Source organism: Anaerotruncus sp. (assembly GCF_057433415.1).
Map to the genome: position 1 here is coordinate 54,907 of NZ_DBMDHH010000009.1, position 21,672 is coordinate 76,578.

Annotated in this window: 25 protein-coding genes and 1 pseudogene; 21 read left to right on the forward strand and 5 right to left on the reverse strand. The window is 63.3% G+C overall.

Going from position 1 to position 21,672, the window contains the following annotated elements; all coding sequences use genetic code 11:
* The first annotated feature begins 8 nt into the window (after positions 1–8).
* From rpsH to rplQ, 17 genes are all read left to right on the forward strand, one after another.
* The gene (gene rpsH, locus ACZO3G_RS04320) at positions 9–407 is read left to right on the forward strand and encodes a 30S ribosomal protein S8 (RefSeq protein WP_101548305.1); all 399 of its coding nucleotides are present in this window, start codon (positions 9–11) and stop codon (positions 405–407) included.
* Between the two features lie 15 nt (positions 408–422).
* On the forward strand, positions 423–968 hold the full coding sequence (gene rplF, locus ACZO3G_RS04325) for a 50S ribosomal protein L6 (protein ID WP_101548307.1): 546 nt from the start codon (positions 423–425) through the stop codon (positions 966–968).
* A 14-nt stretch (positions 969–982) separates the two neighbouring features.
* Positions 983–1,342, forward strand: coding sequence for a 50S ribosomal protein L18 (gene rplR / locus ACZO3G_RS04330; RefSeq protein WP_101548309.1), 360 nt, complete (start codon positions 983–985; stop codon positions 1,340–1,342).
* A 16-nt stretch (positions 1,343–1,358) separates the two neighbouring features.
* On the forward strand, positions 1,359–1,862 hold the full coding sequence (rpsE, locus tag ACZO3G_RS04335) for a 30S ribosomal protein S5 (protein ID WP_101548311.1): 504 nt from the start codon (positions 1,359–1,361) through the stop codon (positions 1,860–1,862).
* A 13-nt stretch (positions 1,863–1,875) separates the two neighbouring features.
* Positions 1,876–2,052, forward strand: coding sequence for a 50S ribosomal protein L30 (rpmD, locus tag ACZO3G_RS04340; RefSeq protein ID WP_101548314.1), 177 nt, complete (start codon positions 1,876–1,878; stop codon positions 2,050–2,052).
* Between the two features lie 20 nt (positions 2,053–2,072).
* Positions 2,073–2,510 carry a 50S ribosomal protein L15 gene (rplO, locus tag ACZO3G_RS04345; protein ID WP_101548316.1) on the forward strand — a complete coding sequence of 146 codons (438 nt, stop codon included), beginning with the start codon at positions 2,073–2,075 and terminating at the stop codon, positions 2,508–2,510.
* A gap of 1 nt (position 2,511) precedes the next feature.
* Entirely contained in the window at positions 2,512–3,816 is a 1,305-nt protein-coding gene (gene secY, locus ACZO3G_RS04350) for a preprotein translocase subunit SecY (RefSeq protein WP_101548318.1), read from the forward strand.
* A gap of 13 nt (positions 3,817–3,829) precedes the next feature.
* Entirely contained in the window at positions 3,830–4,462 is a 633-nt protein-coding gene (locus ACZO3G_RS04355) for an adenylate kinase (protein WP_101548321.1), read from the forward strand.
* Between the two features lie 2 nt (positions 4,463–4,464).
* On the forward strand, positions 4,465–5,211 hold the full coding sequence (map, locus tag ACZO3G_RS04360) for a type I methionyl aminopeptidase (RefSeq protein ID WP_101548323.1): 747 nt from the start codon (positions 4,465–4,467) through the stop codon (positions 5,209–5,211).
* Between the two features lie 14 nt (positions 5,212–5,225).
* A complete protein-coding gene (locus ACZO3G_RS04365) occupies positions 5,226–5,495 on the forward strand; it encodes a KOW domain-containing RNA-binding protein (protein WP_207726248.1) in 270 nt (89 codons plus the stop codon).
* Positions 5,488–5,706 (forward strand): translation initiation factor IF-1, encoded by a 219-nt coding sequence (gene infA / locus ACZO3G_RS04370; RefSeq protein ID WP_066455331.1) that lies wholly within the window; start codon positions 5,488–5,490, stop codon positions 5,704–5,706. Before ACZO3G_RS04365 ends, infA begins: the two co-directional genes overlap by 8 nt.
* 38 nt (positions 5,707–5,744) lie before the next feature.
* Positions 5,745–5,858: a 50S ribosomal protein L36 gene (gene rpmJ, locus ACZO3G_RS04375; RefSeq protein WP_066455330.1), complete on the forward strand. Its 114-nt coding sequence runs from the start codon at positions 5,745–5,747 to the stop codon at positions 5,856–5,858.
* Between the two features lie 35 nt (positions 5,859–5,893).
* Positions 5,894–6,262, forward strand: coding sequence for a 30S ribosomal protein S13 (gene rpsM / locus ACZO3G_RS04380; protein ID WP_101548325.1), 369 nt, complete (start codon positions 5,894–5,896; stop codon positions 6,260–6,262).
* Positions 6,263–6,281: 19 nt separating this feature from the next.
* On the forward strand, positions 6,282–6,683 hold the full coding sequence (gene rpsK, locus ACZO3G_RS04385; RefSeq protein WP_101548327.1) for a 30S ribosomal protein S11: 402 nt from the start codon (positions 6,282–6,284) through the stop codon (positions 6,681–6,683).
* 41 nt (positions 6,684–6,724) lie between these two features.
* A complete protein-coding gene (gene rpsD, locus ACZO3G_RS04390; RefSeq protein WP_276871472.1) occupies positions 6,725–7,345 on the forward strand; it encodes a 30S ribosomal protein S4 in 621 nt (206 codons plus the stop codon).
* Positions 7,346–7,435: 90 nt separating this feature from the next.
* A complete protein-coding gene (locus ACZO3G_RS04395) occupies positions 7,436–8,395 on the forward strand; it encodes a DNA-directed RNA polymerase subunit alpha (protein ID WP_288234214.1) in 960 nt (319 codons plus the stop codon).
* 86 nt (positions 8,396–8,481) lie between these two features.
* Positions 8,482–8,823: a 50S ribosomal protein L17 gene (rplQ, locus tag ACZO3G_RS04400; protein ID WP_101548349.1), complete on the forward strand. Its 342-nt coding sequence runs from the start codon at positions 8,482–8,484 to the stop codon at positions 8,821–8,823.
* 523 nt (positions 8,824–9,346) lie between these two features.
* On the opposite strand, the gene abc-f is transcribed toward rplQ, so the two are convergent.
* Both abc-f and ACZO3G_RS04410 read right to left on the reverse strand, forming a co-directional pair.
* Positions 9,347–10,882: a ribosomal protection-like ABC-F family protein gene (gene abc-f / locus ACZO3G_RS04405; protein ID WP_276871467.1), complete on the reverse strand. Its 1,536-nt coding sequence runs from the start codon at positions 10,880–10,882 to the stop codon at positions 9,347–9,349.
* Between the two features lie 304 nt (positions 10,883–11,186).
* A complete protein-coding gene (locus ACZO3G_RS04410; RefSeq protein ID WP_276871465.1) occupies positions 11,187–12,797 on the reverse strand; it encodes a peptide ABC transporter substrate-binding protein in 1,611 nt (536 codons plus the stop codon).
* 322 nt (positions 12,798–13,119) lie between these two features.
* On the opposite strand from ACZO3G_RS04410, the gene ACZO3G_RS04415 reads away from it, so the two are divergent.
* The 3 genes and pseudogenes from ACZO3G_RS04415 to nrdG all read left to right on the forward strand — a co-directional run bounded on the left by ACZO3G_RS04415 (position 13,120) and on the right by nrdG (position 16,159).
* Positions 13,120–15,438, forward strand: coding sequence for an anaerobic ribonucleoside triphosphate reductase (locus tag ACZO3G_RS04415; protein ID WP_276871463.1), 2,319 nt, complete (start codon positions 13,120–13,122; stop codon positions 15,436–15,438).
* Positions 15,439–15,518: 80 nt separating this feature from the next.
* Positions 15,519–15,647 (forward strand): annotated as a pseudogene (nrdD, locus tag ACZO3G_RS04420) (anaerobic ribonucleoside-triphosphate reductase); the annotation flags it as partial.
* On the forward strand, positions 15,647–16,159 hold the full coding sequence (gene nrdG / locus ACZO3G_RS04425; RefSeq protein ID WP_101548357.1) for an anaerobic ribonucleoside-triphosphate reductase activating protein: 513 nt from the start codon (positions 15,647–15,649) through the stop codon (positions 16,157–16,159). The pseudogene nrdD and the gene nrdG, both read left to right, overlap by 1 nt.
* 51 nt (positions 16,160–16,210) lie before the next feature.
* On the opposite strand, the gene ACZO3G_RS04430 is transcribed toward nrdG, so the two are convergent.
* Both ACZO3G_RS04430 and asnA read right to left on the reverse strand, forming a co-directional pair.
* The gene (locus ACZO3G_RS04430) at positions 16,211–18,292 is read right to left on the reverse strand and encodes a glutamine synthetase III family protein (protein ID WP_277138532.1); all 2,082 of its coding nucleotides are present in this window, start codon (positions 18,290–18,292) and stop codon (positions 16,211–16,213) included.
* Positions 18,293–18,621: 329 nt separating this feature from the next.
* Positions 18,622–19,635 carry an aspartate--ammonia ligase gene (asnA, locus tag ACZO3G_RS04435; protein ID WP_101548361.1) on the reverse strand — a complete coding sequence of 338 codons (1,014 nt, stop codon included), beginning with the start codon at positions 19,633–19,635 and terminating at the stop codon, positions 18,622–18,624.
* A 215-nt stretch (positions 19,636–19,850) separates the two neighbouring features.
* Here asnA and ACZO3G_RS04440 point away from each other — a divergent pair, with 215 nt between their 5' ends.
* Positions 19,851–20,381 (forward strand): Chromate resistance protein ChrB, encoded by a 531-nt coding sequence (locus tag ACZO3G_RS04440; protein ID WP_276871460.1) that lies wholly within the window; start codon positions 19,851–19,853, stop codon positions 20,379–20,381.
* Here the strand turns inward: ACZO3G_RS04440 and hemW are convergent, their stop codons facing one another.
* Positions 20,382–21,488: a radical SAM family heme chaperone HemW gene (gene hemW / locus ACZO3G_RS04445; protein WP_276871458.1), complete on the reverse strand. Its 1,107-nt coding sequence runs from the start codon at positions 21,486–21,488 to the stop codon at positions 20,382–20,384.
* Between the last annotated feature and the right edge of the window lie 184 nt (positions 21,489–21,672).

Below are 21,672 nucleotides of genomic sequence, written 5' to 3' on the forward strand. Positions count from 1 at the left end.
TTGACGGCATGCATATCACCGATACGATCGCTGACATGCTGACCCGTATCAGAAATGCGAACAGTGCAAAACATGATACGGTCGATATTCCTGCTTCCAACATGAAGAAAGCAATTGCTCAGATTTTGTTGGATGAAGGATATATAAAGAGCTTCACCGTCGTCGAGGACGGCAAACAGGGCACCATCCGCGTTGTCCTGAAATACGGGCAGGGCAAGACCCCGGTCATCCAGGGCCTTCGCAGGGTTTCCAAACCCGGCCTGCGCATCTACACCAGCTGTGAGGATATGCCCCGCGTGATGAAGGGACTCGGCGTTGCCATCCTGTCCACCAACAAGGGCGTTATGACCGACAGGCAGGCTCGCAAAGAGAATGTCGGCGGCGAAGTCCTCGCGTTCATTTGGTAAGGGGGGTGCGGTGAAATGAGTCGAATCGGAAGAAAGCCCATCACCGTGCCCGCGGGCGTCGATGTCAAAATCGACGGCAGCACGGTAACCGTCAAGGGCCCCAAGGGCACCCTGACCCAGACCTTCCGCCCCGAGATGGGCATCAAGCAGGAAGGCAGCGAGATCCTCGTGACCCGCCCCAACGACGAGAAGGAGATGCGCAGCCTGCACGGGCTGACCCGCACCCTGGTCGCCAACATGGTGCAGGGCGTCACCGAGGAGTTCAAGAAGGAACTCGAGATCAACGGCGTCGGCTACCGCGCGGCCAAGCAGGGCAAACAGCTCGTCATGACCCTCGGCTACAGCCACCAGGTCTTCATGGAGGACAACGCCGACATCACGATCGACGTCCCCGCGCCCAACAAGATCATCATCCACGGCCCCGACAAGCAGAAGGTCGGCCAGTTCGCGGCGGAAGTCCGCGAGAAGCGCCCGCCCGAGCCGTATAAGGGCAAGGGGATCAAGTATATCGACGAAGTGATCATCCGCAAGGAAGGCAAAGCGGGCAAGGGCAAGAAGTAAAGGAGTGAAGTAACATGGTAACGAAGCCTGACAAGAATGTCGCCAGACTCAAACGGCACAGCAGGGTCAGGGCGAAGATCAGCGGCACGCCTGGCTGCCCTCGTCTTGATGTCTTCCGCTCCGCCAAACACATCTATGCCCAGATCATCGACGATGAAAACGGCGTGACGCTGTGCGCGGCGTCCTCGCTGGACAAGGATTTCGAGGGCAACGGCGGCAACAAGGAAGCGGCCAAGAAGGTCGGCGAAGCGATCGCGAAGAAAGCGGCCGACAAGGGCATCAGCGAAGTGGTGTTCGACCGCGGCGGCTATATCTACCACGGGCGCGTCAAGGAGCTGGCGGAAGCGGCCCGTGAAGGCGGCCTCAAATTCTAAAGAAGGAGGGATACTTTTGGCTCAGTTTAATGCGAACAACAATGACGAGCTCAAGGAGCGCGTCGTAGCGATTAACCGCGTTTCCAAAACGGTGAAAGGCGGACGCATCTTCAAGTTCGCGGCCCTCGTGGTTGTCGGCGACGGCAACGGCACGGTCGGCTTCGGGCTTGGTAAAGCGGGCGAGGTACCCGACGCCATCCGCAAGGGTATTGAGGACGCGAAAAAACACCTTCACAAGATCTCCCTCAAGGGAACGACCATCCCCCACGAGGCGATCGGCGTTTACGGCGCGGGACGCGTGCTGATGAAACCGGCCCCGGAAGGAACCGGCGTCATCGCGGGCGGCCCCGTCCGTGCGGTGATGGAGACCGCGGGCATCAAGGACATCCGTACCAAGTGCCTGCGCTCCAACAACCCCTGCAACGTCGTTTCGGCGACCATCCAGGGGCTGTGCTCCCTGCGTGACGCGGAGCAGGTCGCGGCCATCCGCGGCAAATCCGTGAAGGATATTATTGGATAAGGAGGAAGGCGTTATGGCGCTTACCATCAAGCTCGTTAAGAGCCTCGTCGGCAGAAAAGACGACCAGATTGCCACCGCCGAATCCTTGGGACTGCGCAGGATCGGCGATACCACCACCCAGCCCGACAACGACGCGACGAAGGGCAAGATCACGAAAATTTCCCACCTCATTGAGGTCACCAACGCATAAAGCAAGGAGGTGCAGGTCAAATGAAATTGCATGAACTTTCCCCCGTGCCGGGTTCGAACAAGGACGTGTTCCGCAAGGGCCGCGGCCACGGTTCCGGCAACGGAAAGACGGCGGGCAAGGGCCACAAAGGCCAGAAGGCCCGTTCCGGCGCCAAACAGCCCGGATTTGAGGGCGGCCAGATGCCGCTGGCGCGGCGTGTTCCGAAGCGCGGCTTCGTGAACATCTTCGCCACCCATTACGCCACGGTCAACGTTTCCGATCTCGAGAAATTCGAGGACGGCGCGGTCGTGGACGCCCAGGCGCTCCTCGACGCTGGTATCCTCAAAAAGACCCTTGACGGCGTCAAAGTCCTCGGCAACGGCGAGATCACCAAGAAGCTCACCGTCAACTGCGCGGCTTTTTCAGCGTCTGCCAAGGAAAAGATTGAGAAAGCAGGCGGGAAGGCTGAGGTGAAGTAAAATGTTCCAGACGTTAAAAAACGCGTGGCACATTGCGGACCTGAGGAAAAAGATCCTCTACACCTTGATGATCCTGGTGCTCTTCCGGCTCGGCACGGCCGTCCCGGTGCCCTTCCTTGACGCGCAGGTTCTCCAGCAGATGCTCCAGAACCCCGCCAACGCGGGCAACCTGCTCGGCTATCTCGACATCCTCTCGGGCGGCGCGTTCGCCAGGGCGACCATCTTCGCGCTGTCCATCACCCCGTATATCACCTCTTCGATCGTCATCCAGCTGCTCACCGTGGCCATCCCGGCCCTCGAGCGCATGGCGAAGGAGGGCGAGGACGGGCGCAGAAAGATCAACAAGATCACCCGTTACGTCACCGTCGCGCTTGCGCTTCTGCAGGCATGGGCCTACTACACCCTGCTGCGCAACCAGAGCGGCGCCGTGATGTACCGCAGCGGCTTCGCGGGGATCTTCTCCGCGATCGTCATCATCGCGGCCTTCATGGGCGGCGCGATGCTGATCGTCTACCTGGGCGAGCGCATCGACGAGCACGGCATCGGCAACGGCATCTCGATGATCCTGTTCGCCGGCATCGTCTCCCGCGGCCCGGCGGCGATCCAGAAGCTCTGGATCTACCTGCAGATGGGCTCCGAGCAGCCGATGTACTACTTCACCGTCCCGCTCATCGTGGTGCTCTTCCTCGCGCTGATCGTGGTGATCATCATCATGACCAACGCCGAGCGGCGCATCCCGGTGCAGTACGCCAAAAAGGTCGTCGGCCGCAAGATGTACGGCGGACAGTCGACCTTCATCCCCATCAAAGTGAACATGTCGGGCGTTCTGCCGATCATCTTCGCCTCCTCGCTGCTGGCGATCCCGGGCACCATCAAGGCGTTCGTGGCCCCCAACGGCACCGGCTTCTGGGCGAACTTCCTCGGCGCGTTCAACTACAACACCCCGCTCTACGCGGTGCTCTACTTTATCCTGATCCTCGCGTTCAACTACTTCTACGTGGCGATTCAGTATAACCCGATCGAGATGTCCAACAACCTCAGGAACAACTCGGGCACCATCCCCGGCATCCGTCCGGGCCGTCCGACCTCCGACTTCATCGCGCGGATCATCTCCAAGATCACGCTGGTCGGCGGTATCTTCCTGGCGCTTGTGGCCGTCCTGCCGATCGGCATCGGCGGTATCACCAAGATGAACATCGCGCTCGGCGGAACTTCGATCATCATCGTCGTGGGCGTGGCGCTCGACACCTTCCGGCAGCTGGAAAGCCAGATGATGATGCGCCACTACAAGGGCTTCTTAGAGTAAAGGAGATGTCGTTATGAAACTGATACTCCTCGGCGCTCCCGGCGCCGGCAAAGGCACCCAGGCGGAAGTCATCTGTGAAAAGCTGGGAATCCCGGCCATCAGCACGGGCAACATCATCCGTGAGGCGCTCAAGAACGGGACCGAGATGGGTCTGCGCGCGAAATCCTATATGGAGAGCGGCGCGCTGGTGCCCGACGAGGTCGTGATCGGCATCATCAAGGAGCGGCTCCAGCAGGACGACTGCAAAAACGGGTTCATCCTCGACGGATTCCCGCGCACCGTCCCGCAGGCCGCCGCGCTTGACGAGATGGGCGTCGAGATCGACAGGGTCATCGACATCGAGGTCGCCGACGAGGCGATCGAACGGCGGCTTTCCGGCCGCAGGGTCTGCGAGAGCTGCGGCGCCAGCTACCATGTCGACTACAAGCCTTCCAAGGTGGAGGGCGTGTGCGACAAGGACGGCGGGAAGCTGATCATCCGCAAGGACGACCAGCCCGAGACCGTGCGCGGCCGCCTGGCCACCTACCACGAGCAGACCGAGCCCCTCAAGGAGTTCTACCAGAAGAAGGGCAAGCTCCGCATCGTGGAAGGCCAGGAAGAAGTTGCGGACACCACGAAACTGACGCTTGCCGCGCTGGAGGCTTAAGTATGGTCGTGCTGAAAACGTCGAAGGAGCTTGCGAAGATGAAACGCGCCGGCTCCATCTCAGCACAGGCGTTGCAGGTGGGGGGCGCGGCGGTCAGACCCGGCGTTACGACGGGCGAGATCGACCGGGCCGTCAGAAGTTTCATTCAATCCAAAGGCGCCATCCCCTCGTTTTTAGGGTATGGTGGTTTTCCGGGCAGCGCGTGCGTGTCGGTGAATGACGAGATCATCCACGGCATCCCCGGGGGACGCGTCATCCAGGAGGGCGACATTGTGAGCATCGACGTGGGAGCCATCGTTGACGGCTACCACGGGGACAACGCGGCGACCTTCGCCGCGGGCAGGGTGAGCGATGCGGCCCAGAAGCTGATGGACGCGACAAGAGAGAGCCTGCTGGCGGCGATCGCGGTTGCAAAACCGGGCGCGCGGCTGGGGGACATCGGGTACGCGGTGCAGTCGTACGTGGAGGCGCTCGGTTACGGCGTCGTGCGCGAGTATGTCGGGCACGGGATCGGGACCGAGATGCATGAGGAACCGGAGGTGCCCAACTACGGGCGCCCCGGCCACGGCGTGCGGCTGGTCCCCGGCATGGTCATCGCCATCGAGCCGATGATCACCGAGGGCTCACCCGCGCTGCACGTGCTGGACAACGACTGGACGGTCGTGACCAACGACCATAAGCTCGCCGCGCATTTCGAGCATACCGTCGCGATCACCGAGAGCGGCCCGGTCATCCTGACTCTGCCTTGAGCGGGAGGTGCGGGATGCCGGTCGAAAGGGGTCGCGTGGTGTGCTCGAAGGCGGGGCACGACGCGGGAGGCTACTTTGTGGCCCTCGCGGAGGAAGAGGGGCGGGTCCTGCTCTGCGACGGCGGACGCAGGCCGCTGGAAGCCCCAAAGCGTAAGAGCGTCAAACACATCCGGAAAACCAACACGGTGCTCGACCTTTCGGGCATCGACACCAATCGAAAGCTGCGCAGGGCGCTTGCCGCCCTCCGGCGGGAATCAGACGAGGGAGGAAATCAGCTTGTCTAAGGAAGATGTCATCGAAATTGAGGGCGTCGTCGTGGAGAGCCTGCCCAACGCACAGTTCCGAGTGGAGCTGCCCAACGGGCATCAGCTTTTGGCGCACATTTCCGGCAAACTGCGGATGAACTTCATCCGCATCCTGCCGGGAGACAAGGTCACGCTGGAGATGTCTCCGTACGACCTGACCAAGGGGCGCATCACGTGGCGTTCCAAATAGCAGATACCGTTTTTACCGATTGAAGGAGGTAGTTTCGCATGAAAGTCAGACCTTCCGTGAAACCGATTTGCGAAAAATGCAAGATCATCAAGCGCAAGGGCCGCATCATGGTAATATGCCAAAACCCCAAGCACAAACAGCGTCAGGGCTAAAGTGCAGACCAGAATAATGGAGGTGCAAGAACAGTATGGCTCGTATAGCTGGCGTTGACCTGCCGAGAGACAAGCGGGTCGAGATCGGGCTGACCTATATCTTCGGGATCGGCCGCAAAACCGCACAGCAGATCCTCGAGTCCACCGGAGTGAACCCGGACATCCGTGTCAAGGACCTTACGGAGGACGACGTTTCCAAACTGCGTGAGTATATCGACCACAACGTGCAGGTGGAGGGCGACCTTCGCCGTGAGACGGCGCTGAATATCAAGCGCCTGGTTGAGATCGGCTGCTACCGCGGCGTGCGTCACCGCAAAGGGCTTCCCGTCCGCGGACAGCGCACCAAGACCAACGCGCGCACCCGCAAGGGACCCAAGAAGACAATCGCCAACAAGAAGAAATAATCAGGGAGGGATATAGACGATGGCAAAGGTTGCCGCTAAAAAGACCGCCACTCGCAGGCGTCGGGAACGCAAGAACATCGAGCGTGGCGCCGCACATATCCAGTCCACCTTTAACAACACGATCGTGACGATCACCGACACCCAGGGCAACGCCCTTTCGTGGGCCTCGGCCGGCGGGCTCGGCTTCCGCGGTTCCCGCAAGAGCACCCCGTTTGCCGCGCAGACCGCTGCGGAAGTCGCCGCGAAAGCTGCGATGGAGCACGGACTCAAGACGGTCGAAGTGTTTGTAAAGGGCCCGGGCTCGGGCCGTGAGGCTGCCATCCGCGCGCTGCAGGCGGCGGGACTCGAGGTCAACATGATCAAGGACGTCACCCCGATTCCGCACAACGGATGCCGCCCGCCCAAGAGAAGGCGCGTATAAGCAGCGGCTCATAGCCGCCAACCAATCAGGAGGTGCAATTTATGGCAAGATATACCGGCGCTGTATGCAGGCTCTGCCGCCGCGAGAACAAGAAGCTGTTCCTCAAGGGCGAGCGTTGCTACACCGATAAGTGCGCCGTCACCCGCAGGGCCACCGTCCCCGGGCAGCACGGCAAAGCGCGCACCAGAAAGGCTTCCGAATATGGAGTCCAGCTGCGCGCCAAACAGCAGGCCAGGCGTTACTACGGCATTCTGGAAAGCCAGTTCGCCAAGTACTTTGAGATGGCCGCCGCGAAACCCGGCGTCACGGGCGAGAATCTGCTGCGCATCTGCGAGAGCAGGCTCGACAACGTGGTCTACCGCCTCGGTTTCGCTTCCTCCCGCAAGGAGGCCCGCCAGCTCGTCCGCCACGGCCACTTCACCGTGAACGGCAAGAAGGCCAACATCCCCTCCATCCTGCTCAAGGCCGGCGACACCGTTGCCGTCAAGTCCAAGAGCGACAAGCTCAAGGGCGTGGTGGAAGCGTTTGGCTCCCGTCCCGTTCCCAAGTGGCTCGACTGCGACAAGACCAATATGACCGGACGCGTCATCGAGCTCCCGAACCGTGAGGACATCGACCTGGATGTTGAAGAGCATCTCATCGTCGAGTTGTACAGCAAATAATCCGGCTGCGTGAATCACGCGCCAAGCATGGTTGCAGGGAAACGAGAATGACCAGGCGGGAATGCTCCCGCCGCAGAAGGAGGGTCCATAATGGTCAAGATCATAGAGCCCAAGATAGAAACGGTCGAGCTCAAATCTGACGGCAGTTACGGCAAATTTGTTGCGGAACCGTTGGACAGGGGATTTGGTACAACGCTCGGCAACTCGCTGCGCCGCGTGCTGCTTTCCTCTCTTCCTGGTGTTGCGGTCATCTCTGTGAAGATCGACGGAATACAACACGAATTCTCGACAATCCCGGGCGTAAAAGAAGATGTAACCGAGATCATCCTCAATATCAAGGGCCTCACCGCAAAGCTCTATTGCGACGAGCCCAAGACGGTGAGGATCGATGCGCAGGGTGAATGTGAAGTGACTGCGGGCAGCGTCGAGTGCGACAGCGAGGTCGAGATCCTCGACCCGAGCATGCATATCGCGACGCTCGACGCCGGCGCGAAGCTCTCCATGGAGATCACGCTCAAGAAGGGCCAGGGATACGTCTCGGCCGAGCGCAACAAGCACACCGAGCTGGAAAAAGCCCCGGTGGGCACCATCGCCGTGGACAGCATCTATACCCCCGTGCTCAAGGTCAACTACACGGTGGAAAACACCCGCGTGGAACAGATAACCGACTACGATAAATTAACGCTGGAAGTCTGGACGGACGGCACCATCTCCGCGAAGGAGGCGGTCAGTCTGGCGGCCAAGATCCTCAATAGGCAACTCAATCATTTCGTCGATCTTTCCGACGAGGTGAGTGCGACCGAGATCATGGACAAGAAAGAGGATACCGGCAAGGATAAACTCCTTGAGATGACCATTGAAGAGCTTGACTTATCTGTTCGCGCGTTCAACTGTCTGAAGAGGGCCGGCGTCAACACCGTGGCAGACCTCATCAACAAGTCCCCCGACGAGATGATGAAGGTCCGGAACCTCGGCAAAAAATCGCTGGAAGAGGTCATCTGGAAGTTACAGTCACTGGGATTCGACCTTTCTAAGGACGACGACAACTGAATTTACCGGCCGCGCCCCGCGGCCCAACCCCGTCCGGGCTGTTAACGGGCGGGAATCTCAAAGCATTGGGTAAGGAGTGAAACAGAATGCCAGGAACCAGGAAACTCGGCCGGTCTTCCAGCCACAGAATGGCGATGCTCAGGGCGATGGTTACCTTCCTGCTGGAAAACGGCAAGATCGAAACCACCGTCACCCGCGCCAAGGAAGTCCGCGCGATGACCGAGAAGATGATTACAACGGCGAAAACCAACGATCTCCACTCCAAGCGTCAGGTGCTCTCCTTTGTCACAAAGGAGGACGTTGCGAAGAAGCTCTTCGACGAGATCGCCCCGAAGTACAAAGAGACCAAGGGCGGCTATACCAGGATCGTCAAGATCGGACCTCGCCGCGGTGACGCCGCAGAGATGGCTATCATCGAGCTCGTTTGATTTGTTTAAAAGAGGGACCGCACACCGTGCGGTCCCTCTTTTTATCTTCCCCGGGGTTGGCCCTGGGCGACGGGTTTAGATTGTCCGCTCAACGAGCGGCGGAGGTTGTCGGTGGTCGGCCAACGGCGGGCTTGGATTTGCCGCTCGGGAAGCGGCGAAGCTGCCGGGTCCCGCCCCGGGGTGGGCTTAGATTTTCCGCTCAGTGAGCGGCGGAGTTGCCGGTAGTCGACCGACAGCGTGCTTAGATTTGCCGCTCAGTGAGCGGTGTAGCTTGCCGGGGCGGGACCCGGCAATCTCCGCCGCCGAAGGCGGCACATTTGGAGCGCCCCGGAGGGGCGCAAAAAAGGGGCCTTCCGTCCGCAGGGCGGAAAATCTAAAACCGGTGCGCGGCGGAACGCGCTCGTGATTCTTACCGCCCACGGGCGGCAATTCCCGTCGACGCCCTGCCGGGCGCAGCGCGGCAAACTCAAGAGGATTCTGCCGGGCGCAGCGCGGCAACCTCCTCCGCCCACGAGCGGCAAAATCAAGAGAACTCCGCCGCGCGGCGCATCCGCTCGATGAGCTCGTCGAGCCCAGCGTCGCGTGGAGCGGCCCGGCGCGCCTGCTCCTCCCGCCAGGCCTGCCAGCCGCCCTCAAAGGCGGAGACGCCGCCCTGTTCGACGAAGAGCAGCCGCTCCGCGACCTGCTCGGCAAGGCGGCGGTCGTGGGTCACGACGAGCAGGGTGCCTTTCCATTTTCGCAGGAGGCTCTCAAGCGCCTCGGCGGTGTAGAGGTCGATGTGGTTGGTCGGCTCGTCTAGGACGAGCAGGTTGCAGTCGGAGGCGAGCAGCCGCGCGAAGACCGCCTTGGCGCGTTCGCCGCCCGAGAGGGTCCCCGCGATTTTGTGCACGTCGTCCCCGGCGATACCGAGATTGGCGAGGATGGTGCGCACCTCGTGCTCCTCGAGCGGGGAATCGGCCCGCGCGTTTTCGAGCACCGTCTTTTGGGGGTCGAGCACCTCGTGATTCTGGGAGAAATACCCCGGCTTCACCCCCTCGGCGAACCGGGCACATTCGCCATCGCGCATCAGGTGCTCCAGAAGGGTGGTCTTGCCCGCGCCGTTGGGACCGAGCATGACGGTGCGGCTGCCGGTGGGCAGGGAGAAGGAGGCGTCCTTCAAGACGGTGCGCGGCCCGTAGCGGACGGTCAGTCCCTCGACGCGCGCGGCGGTTTTGGCGGTGACGGGGTGCGCGGCGCCGAGCGCCATGCGCACCTCGGGCAGGTCTCCGGGGCGTTCCCGCGCCTCCAGGCGTTCCGCGCGGCGGGAGAGCGCCTTGGCCCGCGCCTCCACCGTGCCCTGGGGGATCGAGGCGGTGCCCTTGTGGAGCCGCGCCTCGCTGAGTCCCATACGCCGGGGCATTTTCCGCATCCCGCGCGCCGCTTCCCGCAGGTCGCGCGCATCCGCGAGCAGGCGGGCCTTTTCCGCGCGGTACTGGTCATACTCGAACTGCCGGAAGGCGCGTTCCCGGTCGCGCTCGGCGATCCATGCGGAATAGCCGCCTGGGAAGACCCGCACCGTCCCCTCCTCGATCGCCCAGATTGCGGTGCACACCCGGTCGAGCAGCGCGCGGTCGTGGGAGACGAGCACCACCGCGCCGCGGTACCCGCGGAGCTGCTTTTGCAGCGTCTCGATGCCGTCGAGGTCGAGGTTGGTGGTCGGCTCGTCGGCGAAGAGCAGCGGGTCCCCGCGTGAAAAGGCCGCCGCCAGCGCGGCGCGGGTGCGCTCCCCGCCGCTCTTGCGGGCGCCGTCCGCCACCGCCCACTCCCGGAGCGTCCGCCCGTCGCCCTCGCCCTCCGCCTCGCCCGACTGGCGGACGAGCGCAATGGGGCAGCGCCGGTCAATGGTTCCCTCGTCGGCGGGCTCTCCGCCAAAGAGGATGTTTAAGAGCGTCGATTTGCCCGCGCCGTTCGCGCCGACCAGCCCGATGCGGTCGCCGTCGTGGACCTCGAGCTTATCCACGGAAAAGAGCGTGCGGACCCCAAAGCTTTTTTTGAGGTCCCGCGCCTGTAACAGATACATAAAAATCCCTCCCGGACGTCCTGTCCGGGAGGGATTCCGATTCGCAGAAAGCGCGCGGCCATGCAAAAAAGCGCACGGGCGCGCGGCGCTGCCGCCCAGGGGCAGGGAGGCGCATTTTTATTGCGGGCAATAAAAATTTCTGCGGCGGATGCCAGCCGGACAGAACAACATAAGACGGCCGCAGCGGTCGCCGTGGTGTGTTCTTGATTCATCGGCTGTTATTTACGCATCTTCCGCAGAAACCTCGTGCTTTCTTAGATTTGGCTGTATTCTATCACAGGGCCGGGTTCTTGTCAAGCGGGGGCTATTCCCTGTCGGCCGACTGGAAGGAGACGCCCGTCAAAAAGGGCGAAAACCCGATGCCGGTGACGCCCTTGCCCGAGGCGTAGTAGCTCGTTTCGAAGTAGAGGGGGATGACCGCGCCGTCCTCGAGCAGGAGGGTCTCCGCCTGACGGTAGGCGTCGAACAGCTCAACACCGCTGAGGGTGGAGGCCGAATCGAGCAGCGCGTCGAAATCGGCGTTGGAATAGCCCGCCCAGTTCTGCCCCGAGCCGGACCGGAAGAGGGAGAGCAGCGCGTCGGGGGAGGAATAGGCGGCCGAGAGGGGCACGATGGCCGCGTCGAAATCGCCCTCCCGCACCCGTTCGAGGGCCTCCTCCTGCGGCAGGACGTTCAGCCCGGCGAAGAGTCCGAGGGAGCGCTGGAGCCCCTGCTGGACGTATCCGGCCAGCGCCCGCTGGTTGTTGCCCTCGCAGACGAGCAGCTCCCCCAGCGGCAGGGCGGAGAGCCCGAGGTCCTCGAGCCCCGCCACATAGCAGCGCTTGGCGAGGTCGGGGCTCGAGACGAGCGGCCCCTTTTCCCCGGCCCGCGCCCGGAAGGACTCCCCCTGCCAGAGGATGGCGGGCGGCACCAGCGTATCGGCAGCGCGCAGGTTGCCGGGGAGCCGCCCCTCAAAGAGGGAACGGTTGACGCTGTAGGCGACCGCCTGGCGGATGTTCGTGTTCGCGAGGGGCTCCTTGTGTCCGTTGAGCAGGAGCACCCACACGGTGTCCTCAAAGGAGGTGACCTGCCCGCCCGCGTCCTCCACGGCGGGAAGGTCGGAGAAGGAGACCTTGCAGGCGTCCGTTTCGCCCGCGAGGAAACGGGCGGCGGGTTCGGCGCCGTCCGCCGCGCCGGGCGTATAGAGGTCCACCCCGCGCGCGACGACCGGCTGGTCGTCGAGGTAATGCCTGTTGCGGCGCAGGGAGATCACCCGGTCGTTGTTCCAGTTGTAGAGATAGAAGGGGCCGTTGCAGAGCAGGCTTCCGATGTCGAAGCCGTAGCGGGCGCGCGTCGACTCGAAGAATTCCCGGCTGCAGGGCATCGCGTAGCTCGCGGAGAGCAGCTCGGGCAGGCGGCTGTCCTGCCGGACGAGGGTGATCTCCAGCGTGTAGTCGTCGAGTGCGCGCACGCCGAGCGAGGACTGGGGCGCCGCGCCGCTCAGGATGAGCGAGGCGTTTTTGACCGAGGAGAACTCCCCCGCGAAGGGGCTGAACGCCGCCGGGTCGAACATGCGGGAGAGCGCGAAGGCGAAGTCGTGTGCGGTCACGGGGGCCTCGTGGAAGGCGGACCGGCTGCTGGAGGCGTTCCACACGGCGTCCCGGCGCAGGCGGAAGGTCCAGACAAGCCCGTCGTCCGAGACCTCGCTGCTTTCGGCGAGGCGGGGGACCACCTCGCCGTCGGGAAGCTGGCGGTAGAGCCCCTCAAAGGTGTTGGAGATGATCATGCGGGCGGTCGTGTCGGTCGCGAACTGGGGGTCGAGCAGGGAAACGCCCGTGGGGACGTCGTAGCGGATGATCTCGCCGGCGGAGCTCCCGCATCCGCCCAGCAGGAGCAGCAGGGACAATATCAAAGCGGCTGCGCGCAGTTTTCTCATGGCGGCACCTTCCGTTGAAATCTTAGTCAAATTCTATCAGAATTCGCGCCGGTTTGCAAACCCGCGCGCACCCAAAAGGTGCGGAAAAGCCCGGGATTTGCTGCGCCGCGGGGGTTCGGCCTGAATCCCCAGAATTCGCCAAAAACACAACATCTTGTGCCAAACGAAAAAACCGCTACTAAAAAATGTGTTTTTCACCATTGACAGGGAACCTGTTTTCCATTAAAATAGAAACTGCGTGATGAAATGGAACTATATCTTGTGGAAAATAAAGAAAAATACCACAAAATATGGGGACAACAAGATAACGGAGGGTACCCGAATGATACAGACGATTGTAAAGCGCGACGGCCGGTGCGTCCTGTTCGACCTCGACAAGATCGCGGCCGCGATCTTCAAGGCGGCGCAGGCGCTGGGCGGCAGCGATTACGAGATGGCCCGCGCGCTGGCGGAGCAGGTGGCCGCCTCCCTCGAGGAGGCCGGGAACCAGAGCCCCACGGTCGAGGAGATCCAGGACGCGGTGGAGCGCACGCTCGTGGACAACGGCCACGCCCGCACCGCCAAGGAGTTCATCCTCTACCGCGCGCAGCGCACCCGCGTGCGCGATATGAACACCCGCCTCATGAAGACCTATGAGGAGCTCACCTACAAGTCGGCGGACGAGAACGACATCAAGCGGGAGAACGCCAACATCGACGGCGACACCGCGATGGGCACGATGCTCAAATACGGCTCCGAGGGGGCCAAGCAGTTCTACCACATGTTCGTGCTGCGGCCCGAGCACTCGAAGGCGCATCTGGCGGGGGACATCCACATCCACGACCTCGATTTCCTGACGCTGACGACCACCTGCTGCCAGATCGACATCGACAAGCTCTTCACCGGCGGCTTCTGCACCGGGCACGGCTTTCTGCGGGAGCCCAACGACATCTCGAGCTACGCGGCCCTCGCCTGCATCGCCATCCAGTCCAACCAGAACGACCAGCACGGCGGACAGAGCATCCCCAACTTCGACTACGGAATGGCCAAGGGTGTGGCGAAGACCTACCGCAAGCTCTACACCCGCAACCTCGCCAAGGGGCTCGAGCTCTTCTGCGGCATCGACGACGCGGAGGGGATCGCCAAGGCGATCCGCGACGGGATTTTCGACGCGCGGGGAATCGGCCCCGTCTTTGCGGACGACAACGGCTACCGAGACCAGGAGGCCGAGCTGCTGCACGAATACACCGACGGGGAGACGGCGGAAAAGCTCCAGCAGTTCGCCCGCCGGGAGGCGGTCAAGGAGACCCGCCGCGCCACCTACCAGGCGATGGAGGCGTTCGTCCACAACCTCAACACGATGCATTCCCGCGCGGGCGCGCAGATCCCCTTCTCGTCGATCAACTACGGCACCGACACCTCGCCGGAGGGCCGCCTTGTGGTCGAATGCGTGCTGCGCGCCACCGAGGCGGGGCTCGGCAACGGCGAGACCCCCATCTTCCCCATCCACATCTTCAAGGTGAAGGAGGGGATCAACTTTAACGACGGCGAACCCAACTACGACCTCTTCAAGCTCGCCTGCCGCGTGTCGGCCAAGCGGCTCTTCCCCAACTTTTCCTTCATCGACGCGCCCTACAACCTCCAGTACTACAAGCCCGGCCACCCCGAGACGGAGATCGCCTACATGGGCTGCCGCACCCGCGTGATCGGAAACCACTACGACCCCACCCGCGAGATTGTCAACGGCCGCGGCAACCTGAGCTTCACCTCGGTGAACCTGCCGCGCATCGCCATCCGCGCGAAGGGGGACGTCGACTGGTTCTTTGAGGAGCTCGACCGCAAGATCGACCTCGTGATCGACCAGCTCATGGAGCGGTTTGAAATCCAGGCGAAAAAGAAGGTCCGCAACTACCCCTTCCTGATGGGGCAGGGGGTGTGGATCGATTCGGACAAGCTCGGTCCCGATGACGAGGTGCGCGAGGTGCTCAAACACGGCACCCTGTCGATGGGCTTCATCGGGCTGGCGGAGACGCTCAAGGCGCTGATCGGCCAGCACCACGGGGAGAGCGAGTACGCGCAGAACCTCGGGCTGGAGATCATCGGGCACATGCGCCGCCGCATGGACGACGCGACCCGCGCCACCGGCTTCAACTACACCCTGCTCGCCACCCCGGCCGAGGGGCTTTCGGGGCGGTTCGTGCGGATGGACCGCAAGCAGTTCGGGGAGCTCGAAGGGATCACCGACCACGAGTTCTACACCAACTCCTTCCACATCCCCGTCTACTACAACATCTCCGCCAGCGAGAAGATCCGCCTCGAGGCGCCCTACCACGCGCTGACCAACGCGGGGCACATCTCCTACATCGAGCTGGACGGCGACCCGCTGAAAAACCTCGACGCGTTTGAGCAGGTGGTGCGCTACATGAAGGAGTGCGGCATCGGCTACGGCTCGATCAACCACCCGGTCGACCGCGACCCCGTCTGCGGCTACACCGGCATCATCGACGAGGTCTGCCCCCGCTGCGGCAGGCGCGAGGGGGAGGCCGTGAGCGTCCAGAAGCTGCGGGAGCTCGGCTGCTGGCAGGAGAGCGCCGCCAACTGCGGCTACTGCGGGGACCCCTTTGAGGAGAGCGAGCGCAGCGCGAATCCGCTTTCCTTCTGAACAATTTAGAACGATTAAATGAGGAGGCATTTTTTATGGTACAGATCAATCAGGACGGCGTGGAAATGGTCGGCAAGGGCGTCGGGTTCGAACGCATCCGCCGCATCACCGGCTATCTGGTGGGAACCCTCGACCGGTTCAACGACGCAAAGCGCGCCGAGGTGGGCGAGCGGGTCAAGCACACCGTCAGCCGTGAAGTAAAGCTCTGATGCCGGCGGAAGAGATTCCGCCGCTGCGCGTCGCGGGGTGCGTCTCCGACTCGATCGTCGACGGCCCGGGGATGCGGTACGTCGTCTTTGTGCAGGGGTGCCCGCACCGCTGCCCCGGCTGCCACAACCCCCAGACCCACGACTTTGCCGGCGGCTACCCCGCGGACCCCGACGAGATTGTGCGGCAGGTGAAGGCCGACCCGCTGATGAGCGGCGTGACCTTTTCGGGCGGGGAACCCTTCTGCCAGCCGGAGGCGCTCGCCGCGCTCGGGGAACGCATCCGCGCGCTCGGCAAGAACATTGTGATTTACTCCGGGTATACATTTGAACAGTTATTGCACATGGGCGAACGAAATCCCGCCGTTCTGCGCCTGCTGCGGCTGGCCGACCTGCTGGTCGACGGGCCGTATCTCGAGGCGGAACGGGATTTGACGCTGGAGTACCGGGGCAGCCGCAACCAGCGGCTGATCAAAGTCCCGGAGGCGCTTGCCGCCGCCGGGCTCGCACAATAAAACGGAAAAACGAGGGCGGAGCCAAAGGCTCCGCCCTCGTTTTATGTAGTTTTATACGCGCAGCAGCAGGTCGGTGTAGGTCGGCATCGGCCAGCAAGACCCGTCCATGATCGTCTCGGCGGCGTCGCAGGCGGCCCGCAGGCTCTCCATGCACAGGCGGATGTCGCTGCGCATAAATTCGGCGTGGGCGTGCACGTCCTCGATCGACTGGCTGCGCGCATAGGCGTCCCGCAGGGCGCCGAGCTCGCTGTCGATCTGGTCGACGAGCGCGGTGAGAGTGTCGAGCAGCCGCACGGTGGAGACGGCCGCCGCGCCCGCGGTGCGCATCCGGTTGACCGTCTCGGCGATCTCGCCGGTGTAACGCACGACGGCGGGATAGACCTGCCGCCGCACCATCTCGATGAGGGTGGCGGCCTCGATGCCGACGACCTTGACGTAGTTTTCCAGCAGGATCTCATGCCGGGAGATGCACTCGGCCTCGGTAAAGACGCCGTGCCGCGCGAAAAGGGCGATATTCTTGGGCGCGACGAGGCAGTCGAACGCCTCGACGGTCGAGGGGATGATGGGCAGGCCCCGCCGCCGGGCCTCCTGAACCCACGCCTCGGAATAGTTGTTGCCGTTATAGATGATGCGGCCGTGCTTTTGCATGACCTCGGAGATGAGGGCGCAGATTTCCGCGTCGCGGTCGGCGGCGCGCTCCAGCCGGTCGGAGAAGCCGGAAAAGACGTCGGCGAGCGCGGTGTTGAGCACGACGTTGGTCAGCGCGATCGACTGGGACGCGCCCGGCATGCGGAACTCGAACTTGTTGCCGGTGAAGGCAAAGGGGGAGGTGCGGTTGCGGTCGGAGTCGTCCTTGACGAGCTCGGGCAGCGCGTCCACGCCGGTCTTGAGCAGCTGGCGGTGCTCCTCGGGGCAGCCGCCGCCGTCGGCGAAGGAGAAGAGGGTGCGGGTGAGCGCCTCCCCGAGGAAGACGGAGATCACCGGCGGCGGAGCCTCGCAGCCGCCGAGGCGCTGGTCGTTGCCCGCGCAGGCGGCCGACGCGCGCAGCAGGTCGCCGTACTCGTCCACCACCTGGACAAAGGCCGCCGCCAGCAGCAGGAAGCGCCGGTTCCGCACCGGGTCCCCCGAGGGGGAGAGGAGGTTTTTGCCGGCGTCGGTGACGAGGGAGTAGTTGTTGTGCTTGCCGCTGCCGTTGATGCCCGCGAAGGGCTTTTCATGCAGCAGGCAGGCGAGGTTTTTCTTTTTGGCGACGACCCGCATCATCTCCATCGTGAGCTGGTTGTGGTCGCAGGCGATGTTCGCCTGGTCGTAGACGGGGGCCAGCTCGTGCTGGGCGGGGGCTGCCTCGTTGTGCTTGGTCTTGGCGGGCACCCCCAGCGACCAGAGCTCCTCGTCGAGCGCGTGCATGAAGTCGGACACCCGCAGACGGATGCGCCCGCAGTAGTGGTCGTCGAGCTCCTGCCCCTTGGGGGGCTTCGCGCCGATGAGGGTGCGGCCGCAGATCTTCAGGTCGAGGCGCTGCTCGTAGAGCGCGCGGTCGATGAGGAAATACTCCTGCTCCGCGCCGACCGTCGGGATGACATAGCTGACGGATTCCTCGCCGAGCAGGTGCAGCAGGCGGACCCCTTCGCTGCCGACCGCCTGCATCGAACGCAGGAGGGGGGTCTTCTGGTCAAGCGCCTCGCCGCCGTAGGAGCAGAAGGCGGTCGGGATATAGAGGGTGCCGTCCTTGACGAAGGCGGGGGAGGTGGGGTCCCAGGTGGTGTATCCGCGCGCCTCAAAGGTGGCGCGCAGCCCGCCCGACGGGAAGCTCGACGCGTCCGGCTCCCCCTTGATGAGCGCCTTGGAGGAAAATTCGAGCATCATGCCGCCCTCGCCGTCCGGTTCGATGAAGGCGTCGTGCTTGCCGGCGGTGATGTTGGTCAGCGGCTGGAACCAGTGGGTGTAGTGGGTGGCGCCCTGCGCGATCGCCCAGTCCTTCATCCCCTCCGCGACCGCCTGCGCGATCGACGGGTCGAGCGGCAGCCCCGCCTCGCGGGTGCGCCGCAGGCTTTCGTAGACCTCGCGCGAGAGATGCTCGCGCATCGCGGCGTCGCCGAACACCCGGCAGCCGAACAGCTTTGTCAGATCCATGTGTTTCCCTTCCTCTCCGTTTCCCGCGCTTCGGCGGGCCTGCTTTCTTTTCTCTTGTAAAAGAAAGCAGCAAAGAAAATACGCTTAAAGGATCAAGCGTTTCGCGCCTGCGGGCGCGACGCGGGGCTCCGCCCCGCGACCCTGCCGCCTTTTAAAAAAGGCGGGCGAAAATTTTTGTTATTCGTTGAGGCCTTTCCAAGACCGGAAAAAACGTTTGTCTCACGGGGCGCGCGTGCGGCGACGTGCCGCGGCGGGCCTGAATCAAAAGCTTTAAGGGTTTCCAAAGGAAACTTTCTCGAAAGTTCCCTTTGGCAAAAGTTCCCCCCTGGTTACAGCAGGTGGATGCCCGACGCCTCGCAGGCGTCGCGCATATCCTCGGGCCAGACGGACGCCTGCACCTCGCCGATGTGGGCCTTCTGGAGCATCGCCATGCAGATGCGGCTCTGGCCCACGCCGCCGCCCATCGTGAGCGGGAGGCGGCCCTCGAGCAGCATCTTGTGGAAGGGCATCGACGCACGCTCGGTGTGACCGGAGATTTCAAGCTGGCGGCGCAGCGCGTCGGCGTCGACGCGGATGCCCATCGAGGAGAGCTCGAGCGCCCGTCCGAGCACCGGGTACCAGATGATGATGTCGCCGTTTAAGGACCAGTCGTCGTAGTCGGGCGCACGGCCGTCGTGGGGCTTACCGGACTTGAGCGCGCCGCCGATCTGCATGATGAAGACCGCGCCGTATTTTTTGGCGGCCGCGTCCTCCCGCTCCTTGGGGGAGAGGGTGGGGTATTCGTCCTCGAGCTGCTGGCTCGTAACGAAGGAGATCTGTTCCGGCAGGTAGCGTTCGAGGCAGGAGAACTGGTTGGCAAGGGTCTCCTGCGTCTTGCAGAGCGCCTTCATGATCTGGCGCACGGTATCCTTCAGCGTTTCGGCGCACCGCTGTTCGCGGGTGATGACCTTCTCCCAGTCCCACTGGTCGACGTAGACCGAGTGGAGATTGTCGAGCACCTCGTCACGGCGGATGGCGTTCATATCGGTGTAAAGCCCGGTGCCGGGCGCGAAGCCGTAGCGCGCGAGCGCGAGACGCTTCCATTTCGCCAGCGAGTGGACGATCTGCACGTCGGAGCCGAGGTCGAGGATATCGAACTGCACCGGCCGTTCGACGCCGTTGAGGTCGTCGTTGAGGCCGGTCTCGGGCTGTACGAAGAGGGGCGCGGACACACGCGTCAATTCGAGGCAGCGCGCGAGCTCCCGCTCAAAGGTGTCCTTCGCCAGCTTGATGGCGATCTCAGTCTCCATAATGTCCAGCTTGGAAAAATAGTGCTCCGGCAGGGAGAGGTTTCTCACCGACATGGGGGATGACCATCCTTTCAAAATCCGCCCGTGGACGGAATACAATTCATTTCATTATTCTACCATCCGCGGCCCTTCCATGCAAGAGAAATTCCACCATCCGGGCGGCCGGGTGTTGACGAAAAAGGAAACAACGGTTACAATAAAATCAGATCGCGCCCCGTTGTGTGTGGTGGGACGCGAAATTTGTCGATACGAGTTGGGAGGTGGGCCGTATGCCGCGGACCGTCTGGCTGGCGCTGAGCTATAACGTGCCGATCAATCCCTCGAAGGCACGGGTCTACGTCTGGCGAAAGCTCAAGGAGATTGGCGCCGAATACTTCAAGCAAGGGGTCGCCCTGCTGCCCAACACGGCCCAGAGCATGCAGCAGTTTTCCGCTTTGGCGCAGAAGATCCGCCAGCTCGGGGGGGAGGCGTCGATCGTCGAGCTCCGTTTCACCGACCCGAACGACGAGGCGCAGATGACCGCCCGCTTCAAAAAGCAGGTGGACGACGAATACACCGAGCTGCTCTCCGACTGCGCGAACGTGCTGCTCATGCTCAAACGGCCCGAACAGCCGCTGACCGCGCAGGAGACCGAGCGCATCCGCCAGATGGTAAAGCGTTACCGCAAGACCCGTTCCCGCGACTTCTTCAAGGCCGCCGAGGCCAAGGAGATCGAAACGGGCATCAACGAGATTATCGACGGGGTCAAGGGGATCGCCTCCGATCTGGGCAAGCAGCTCAGGAAGATGATGGACGTCTGATTAGCCGAGCAGCTCCCCGATCACCGCGTTGGAGAGGAGAAAGCCCTTCGCCGTGAGGCGCAGGCCGTCCGAATCAAGCGTTATCAGCCCGCCGGGAATCCGGCGGGCTTTTTCGCGCAGATTTTTCGCGCCAAAGCCGGGATAGCGGGCCGCGAGTGCGTCCCAGCGCACCCCCTCGGAAAGCCGCAGGCGGAGCATCAGGTATTCCTCCGCGTCCCCGCCCGGGCCGTCGTCGACGGCCCGGGAGAAATCCCCGCCCGACGCGAGGAATCCCCGCAGGTCGCGCGGGAAATAGAACCGCCGCCCATTTACGAACGAGTGGGCCGACGGTCCCACGCCGAGGTATTCCCGGCAGTCCCAGTATTTGAGGTTGTGGCGGGCGACGCGGCCCTCCCGCGCGAAATTGCTGATCTCGTACTGCCTCCAGCCTCCCGCCTCCAGCGATCCGGCCGCGTGCAGGTAGGCCGCGGCCTGTCCCTCCTCGTCCGGGCAGGCCGCCGCGACCCCCTGCCGGTCAAAGGGGGTGCCCGGCTCGATCTTGAGCAGGTAGGCGCTCACATGTTCCGCGCCGAGCCTGCCGCACAGGCCGACCGCCCGGTCGATGTCCGCAGGGGTCTGGCCGGGCGTGGCGAGCATGAGGTCGAGCGAAAAATGCGCGAATCCGCAGCCCCGCGCCGTCTCCACCGCCGAAACCACGTCGGCGGCGGTATGCAGCCGTCCGAGCCGCCGGAGCTGGCCGTCGTCGGCGCTCTGCATCCCGAACGAAAGGCGGTTGACGCCCGCCGCCCGCAGGATGGAAAGCTCCCGCCCAAGTGCCGAGTGGGGGTTGCACTCGACGGTGATCTCCGCGCCCGACGCGATCCCAAAGCGCGCATCCGCCGCCTCGAGGATGCGCGAAAGGCGGCGGCCCCCCAGTACCGAAGGGGTGCCGCCGCCAAAATAGACGGTGTCGAGCGGCGCGAGCGCGTAGGGCGCCCGCCCGATGGAGCGGATGGCCGCGTCGGTATAGGCGTCCATCAGCGCCTCGTCCGCCGCCACCGAGTAGAAGTCGCAGTAGGGGCATTTGCGCTCACAGAAGGGGATATGGATATAGAGGGCGTCGCACATGGGAATCTCCTTTTTTGCCGCCCTGCGGGCGGCGGGGGCTTTTTTGGATTTGCCGCTCGGGGAGCGGCGGAAGTTTTATCGCCCTCCTTCGGAGGGCTGAGAGGAGCCGCCTTCGGCGGCAGGGGATTGCCGGGTCCCGCCCCGGCGGGCGGGGGACTTTCTTTGCGTCAAAGAAAGTACCCAA

Bases quoted from the DNA above. Each gene is read 5' to 3' on its own strand.
- map (WP_101548323.1), top strand. From the start codon at position 4,465: ATGGTCGTGCTGAAAACGTCGAAGGAGCTTGCGAAGATGAAACGCGCC.
- hemW (WP_276871458.1), bottom strand. From the start codon at position 21,488: ATGTGCGACGCCCTCTATATCCATATCCCCTTCTGTGAGCGCAAATGC.
- rpsH (WP_101548305.1), top strand. From the start codon at position 9: ATGCATATCACCGATACGATCGCTGACATGCTGACCCGTATCAGAAAT.
- rplF (WP_101548307.1), top strand. From the start codon at position 423: ATGAGTCGAATCGGAAGAAAGCCCATCACCGTGCCCGCGGGCGTCGAT.
- rpsM (WP_101548325.1), top strand. From the start codon at position 5,894: ATGGCTCGTATAGCTGGCGTTGACCTGCCGAGAGACAAGCGGGTCGAG.
- rplR (WP_101548309.1), top strand. From the start codon at position 983: ATGGTAACGAAGCCTGACAAGAATGTCGCCAGACTCAAACGGCACAGC.
- ACZO3G_RS04355 (WP_101548321.1), top strand. From the start codon at position 3,830: ATGAAACTGATACTCCTCGGCGCTCCCGGCGCCGGCAAAGGCACCCAG.
- rpmJ (WP_066455330.1), top strand. From the start codon at position 5,745: ATGAAAGTCAGACCTTCCGTGAAACCGATTTGCGAAAAATGCAAGATC.
- rpmD (WP_101548314.1), top strand. From the start codon at position 1,876: ATGGCGCTTACCATCAAGCTCGTTAAGAGCCTCGTCGGCAGAAAAGAC.
- ACZO3G_RS04395 (WP_288234214.1), top strand. From the start codon at position 7,436: ATGGTCAAGATCATAGAGCCCAAGATAGAAACGGTCGAGCTCAAATCT.
- rplQ (WP_101548349.1), top strand. From the start codon at position 8,482: ATGCCAGGAACCAGGAAACTCGGCCGGTCTTCCAGCCACAGAATGGCG.
- nrdG (WP_101548357.1), top strand. From the start codon at position 15,647: ATGCCGGCGGAAGAGATTCCGCCGCTGCGCGTCGCGGGGTGCGTCTCC.
- secY (WP_101548318.1), top strand. From the start codon at position 2,512: ATGTTCCAGACGTTAAAAAACGCGTGGCACATTGCGGACCTGAGGAAA.
- asnA (WP_101548361.1), bottom strand. From the start codon at position 19,635: ATGTCGGTGAGAAACCTCTCCCTGCCGGAGCACTATTTTTCCAAGCTG.
- ACZO3G_RS04410 (WP_276871465.1), bottom strand. From the start codon at position 12,797: ATGAGAAAACTGCGCGCAGCCGCTTTGATATTGTCCCTGCTGCTCCTG.
- rpsD (WP_276871472.1), top strand. From the start codon at position 6,725: ATGGCAAGATATACCGGCGCTGTATGCAGGCTCTGCCGCCGCGAGAAC.
- abc-f (WP_276871467.1), bottom strand. From the start codon at position 10,882: ATGTATCTGTTACAGGCGCGGGACCTCAAAAAAAGCTTTGGGGTCCGC.
- ACZO3G_RS04365 (WP_207726248.1), top strand. From the start codon at position 5,226: ATGCCGGTCGAAAGGGGTCGCGTGGTGTGCTCGAAGGCGGGGCACGAC.
- ACZO3G_RS04440 (WP_276871460.1), top strand. From the start codon at position 19,851: ATGCCGCGGACCGTCTGGCTGGCGCTGAGCTATAACGTGCCGATCAAT.
- rplO (WP_101548316.1), top strand. From the start codon at position 2,073: ATGAAATTGCATGAACTTTCCCCCGTGCCGGGTTCGAACAAGGACGTG.
- ACZO3G_RS04415 (WP_276871463.1), top strand. From the start codon at position 13,120: ATGATACAGACGATTGTAAAGCGCGACGGCCGGTGCGTCCTGTTCGAC.
- ACZO3G_RS04430 (WP_277138532.1), bottom strand. From the start codon at position 18,292: ATGGATCTGACAAAGCTGTTCGGCTGCCGGGTGTTCGGCGACGCCGCG.
- rpsK (WP_101548327.1), top strand. From the start codon at position 6,282: ATGGCAAAGGTTGCCGCTAAAAAGACCGCCACTCGCAGGCGTCGGGAA.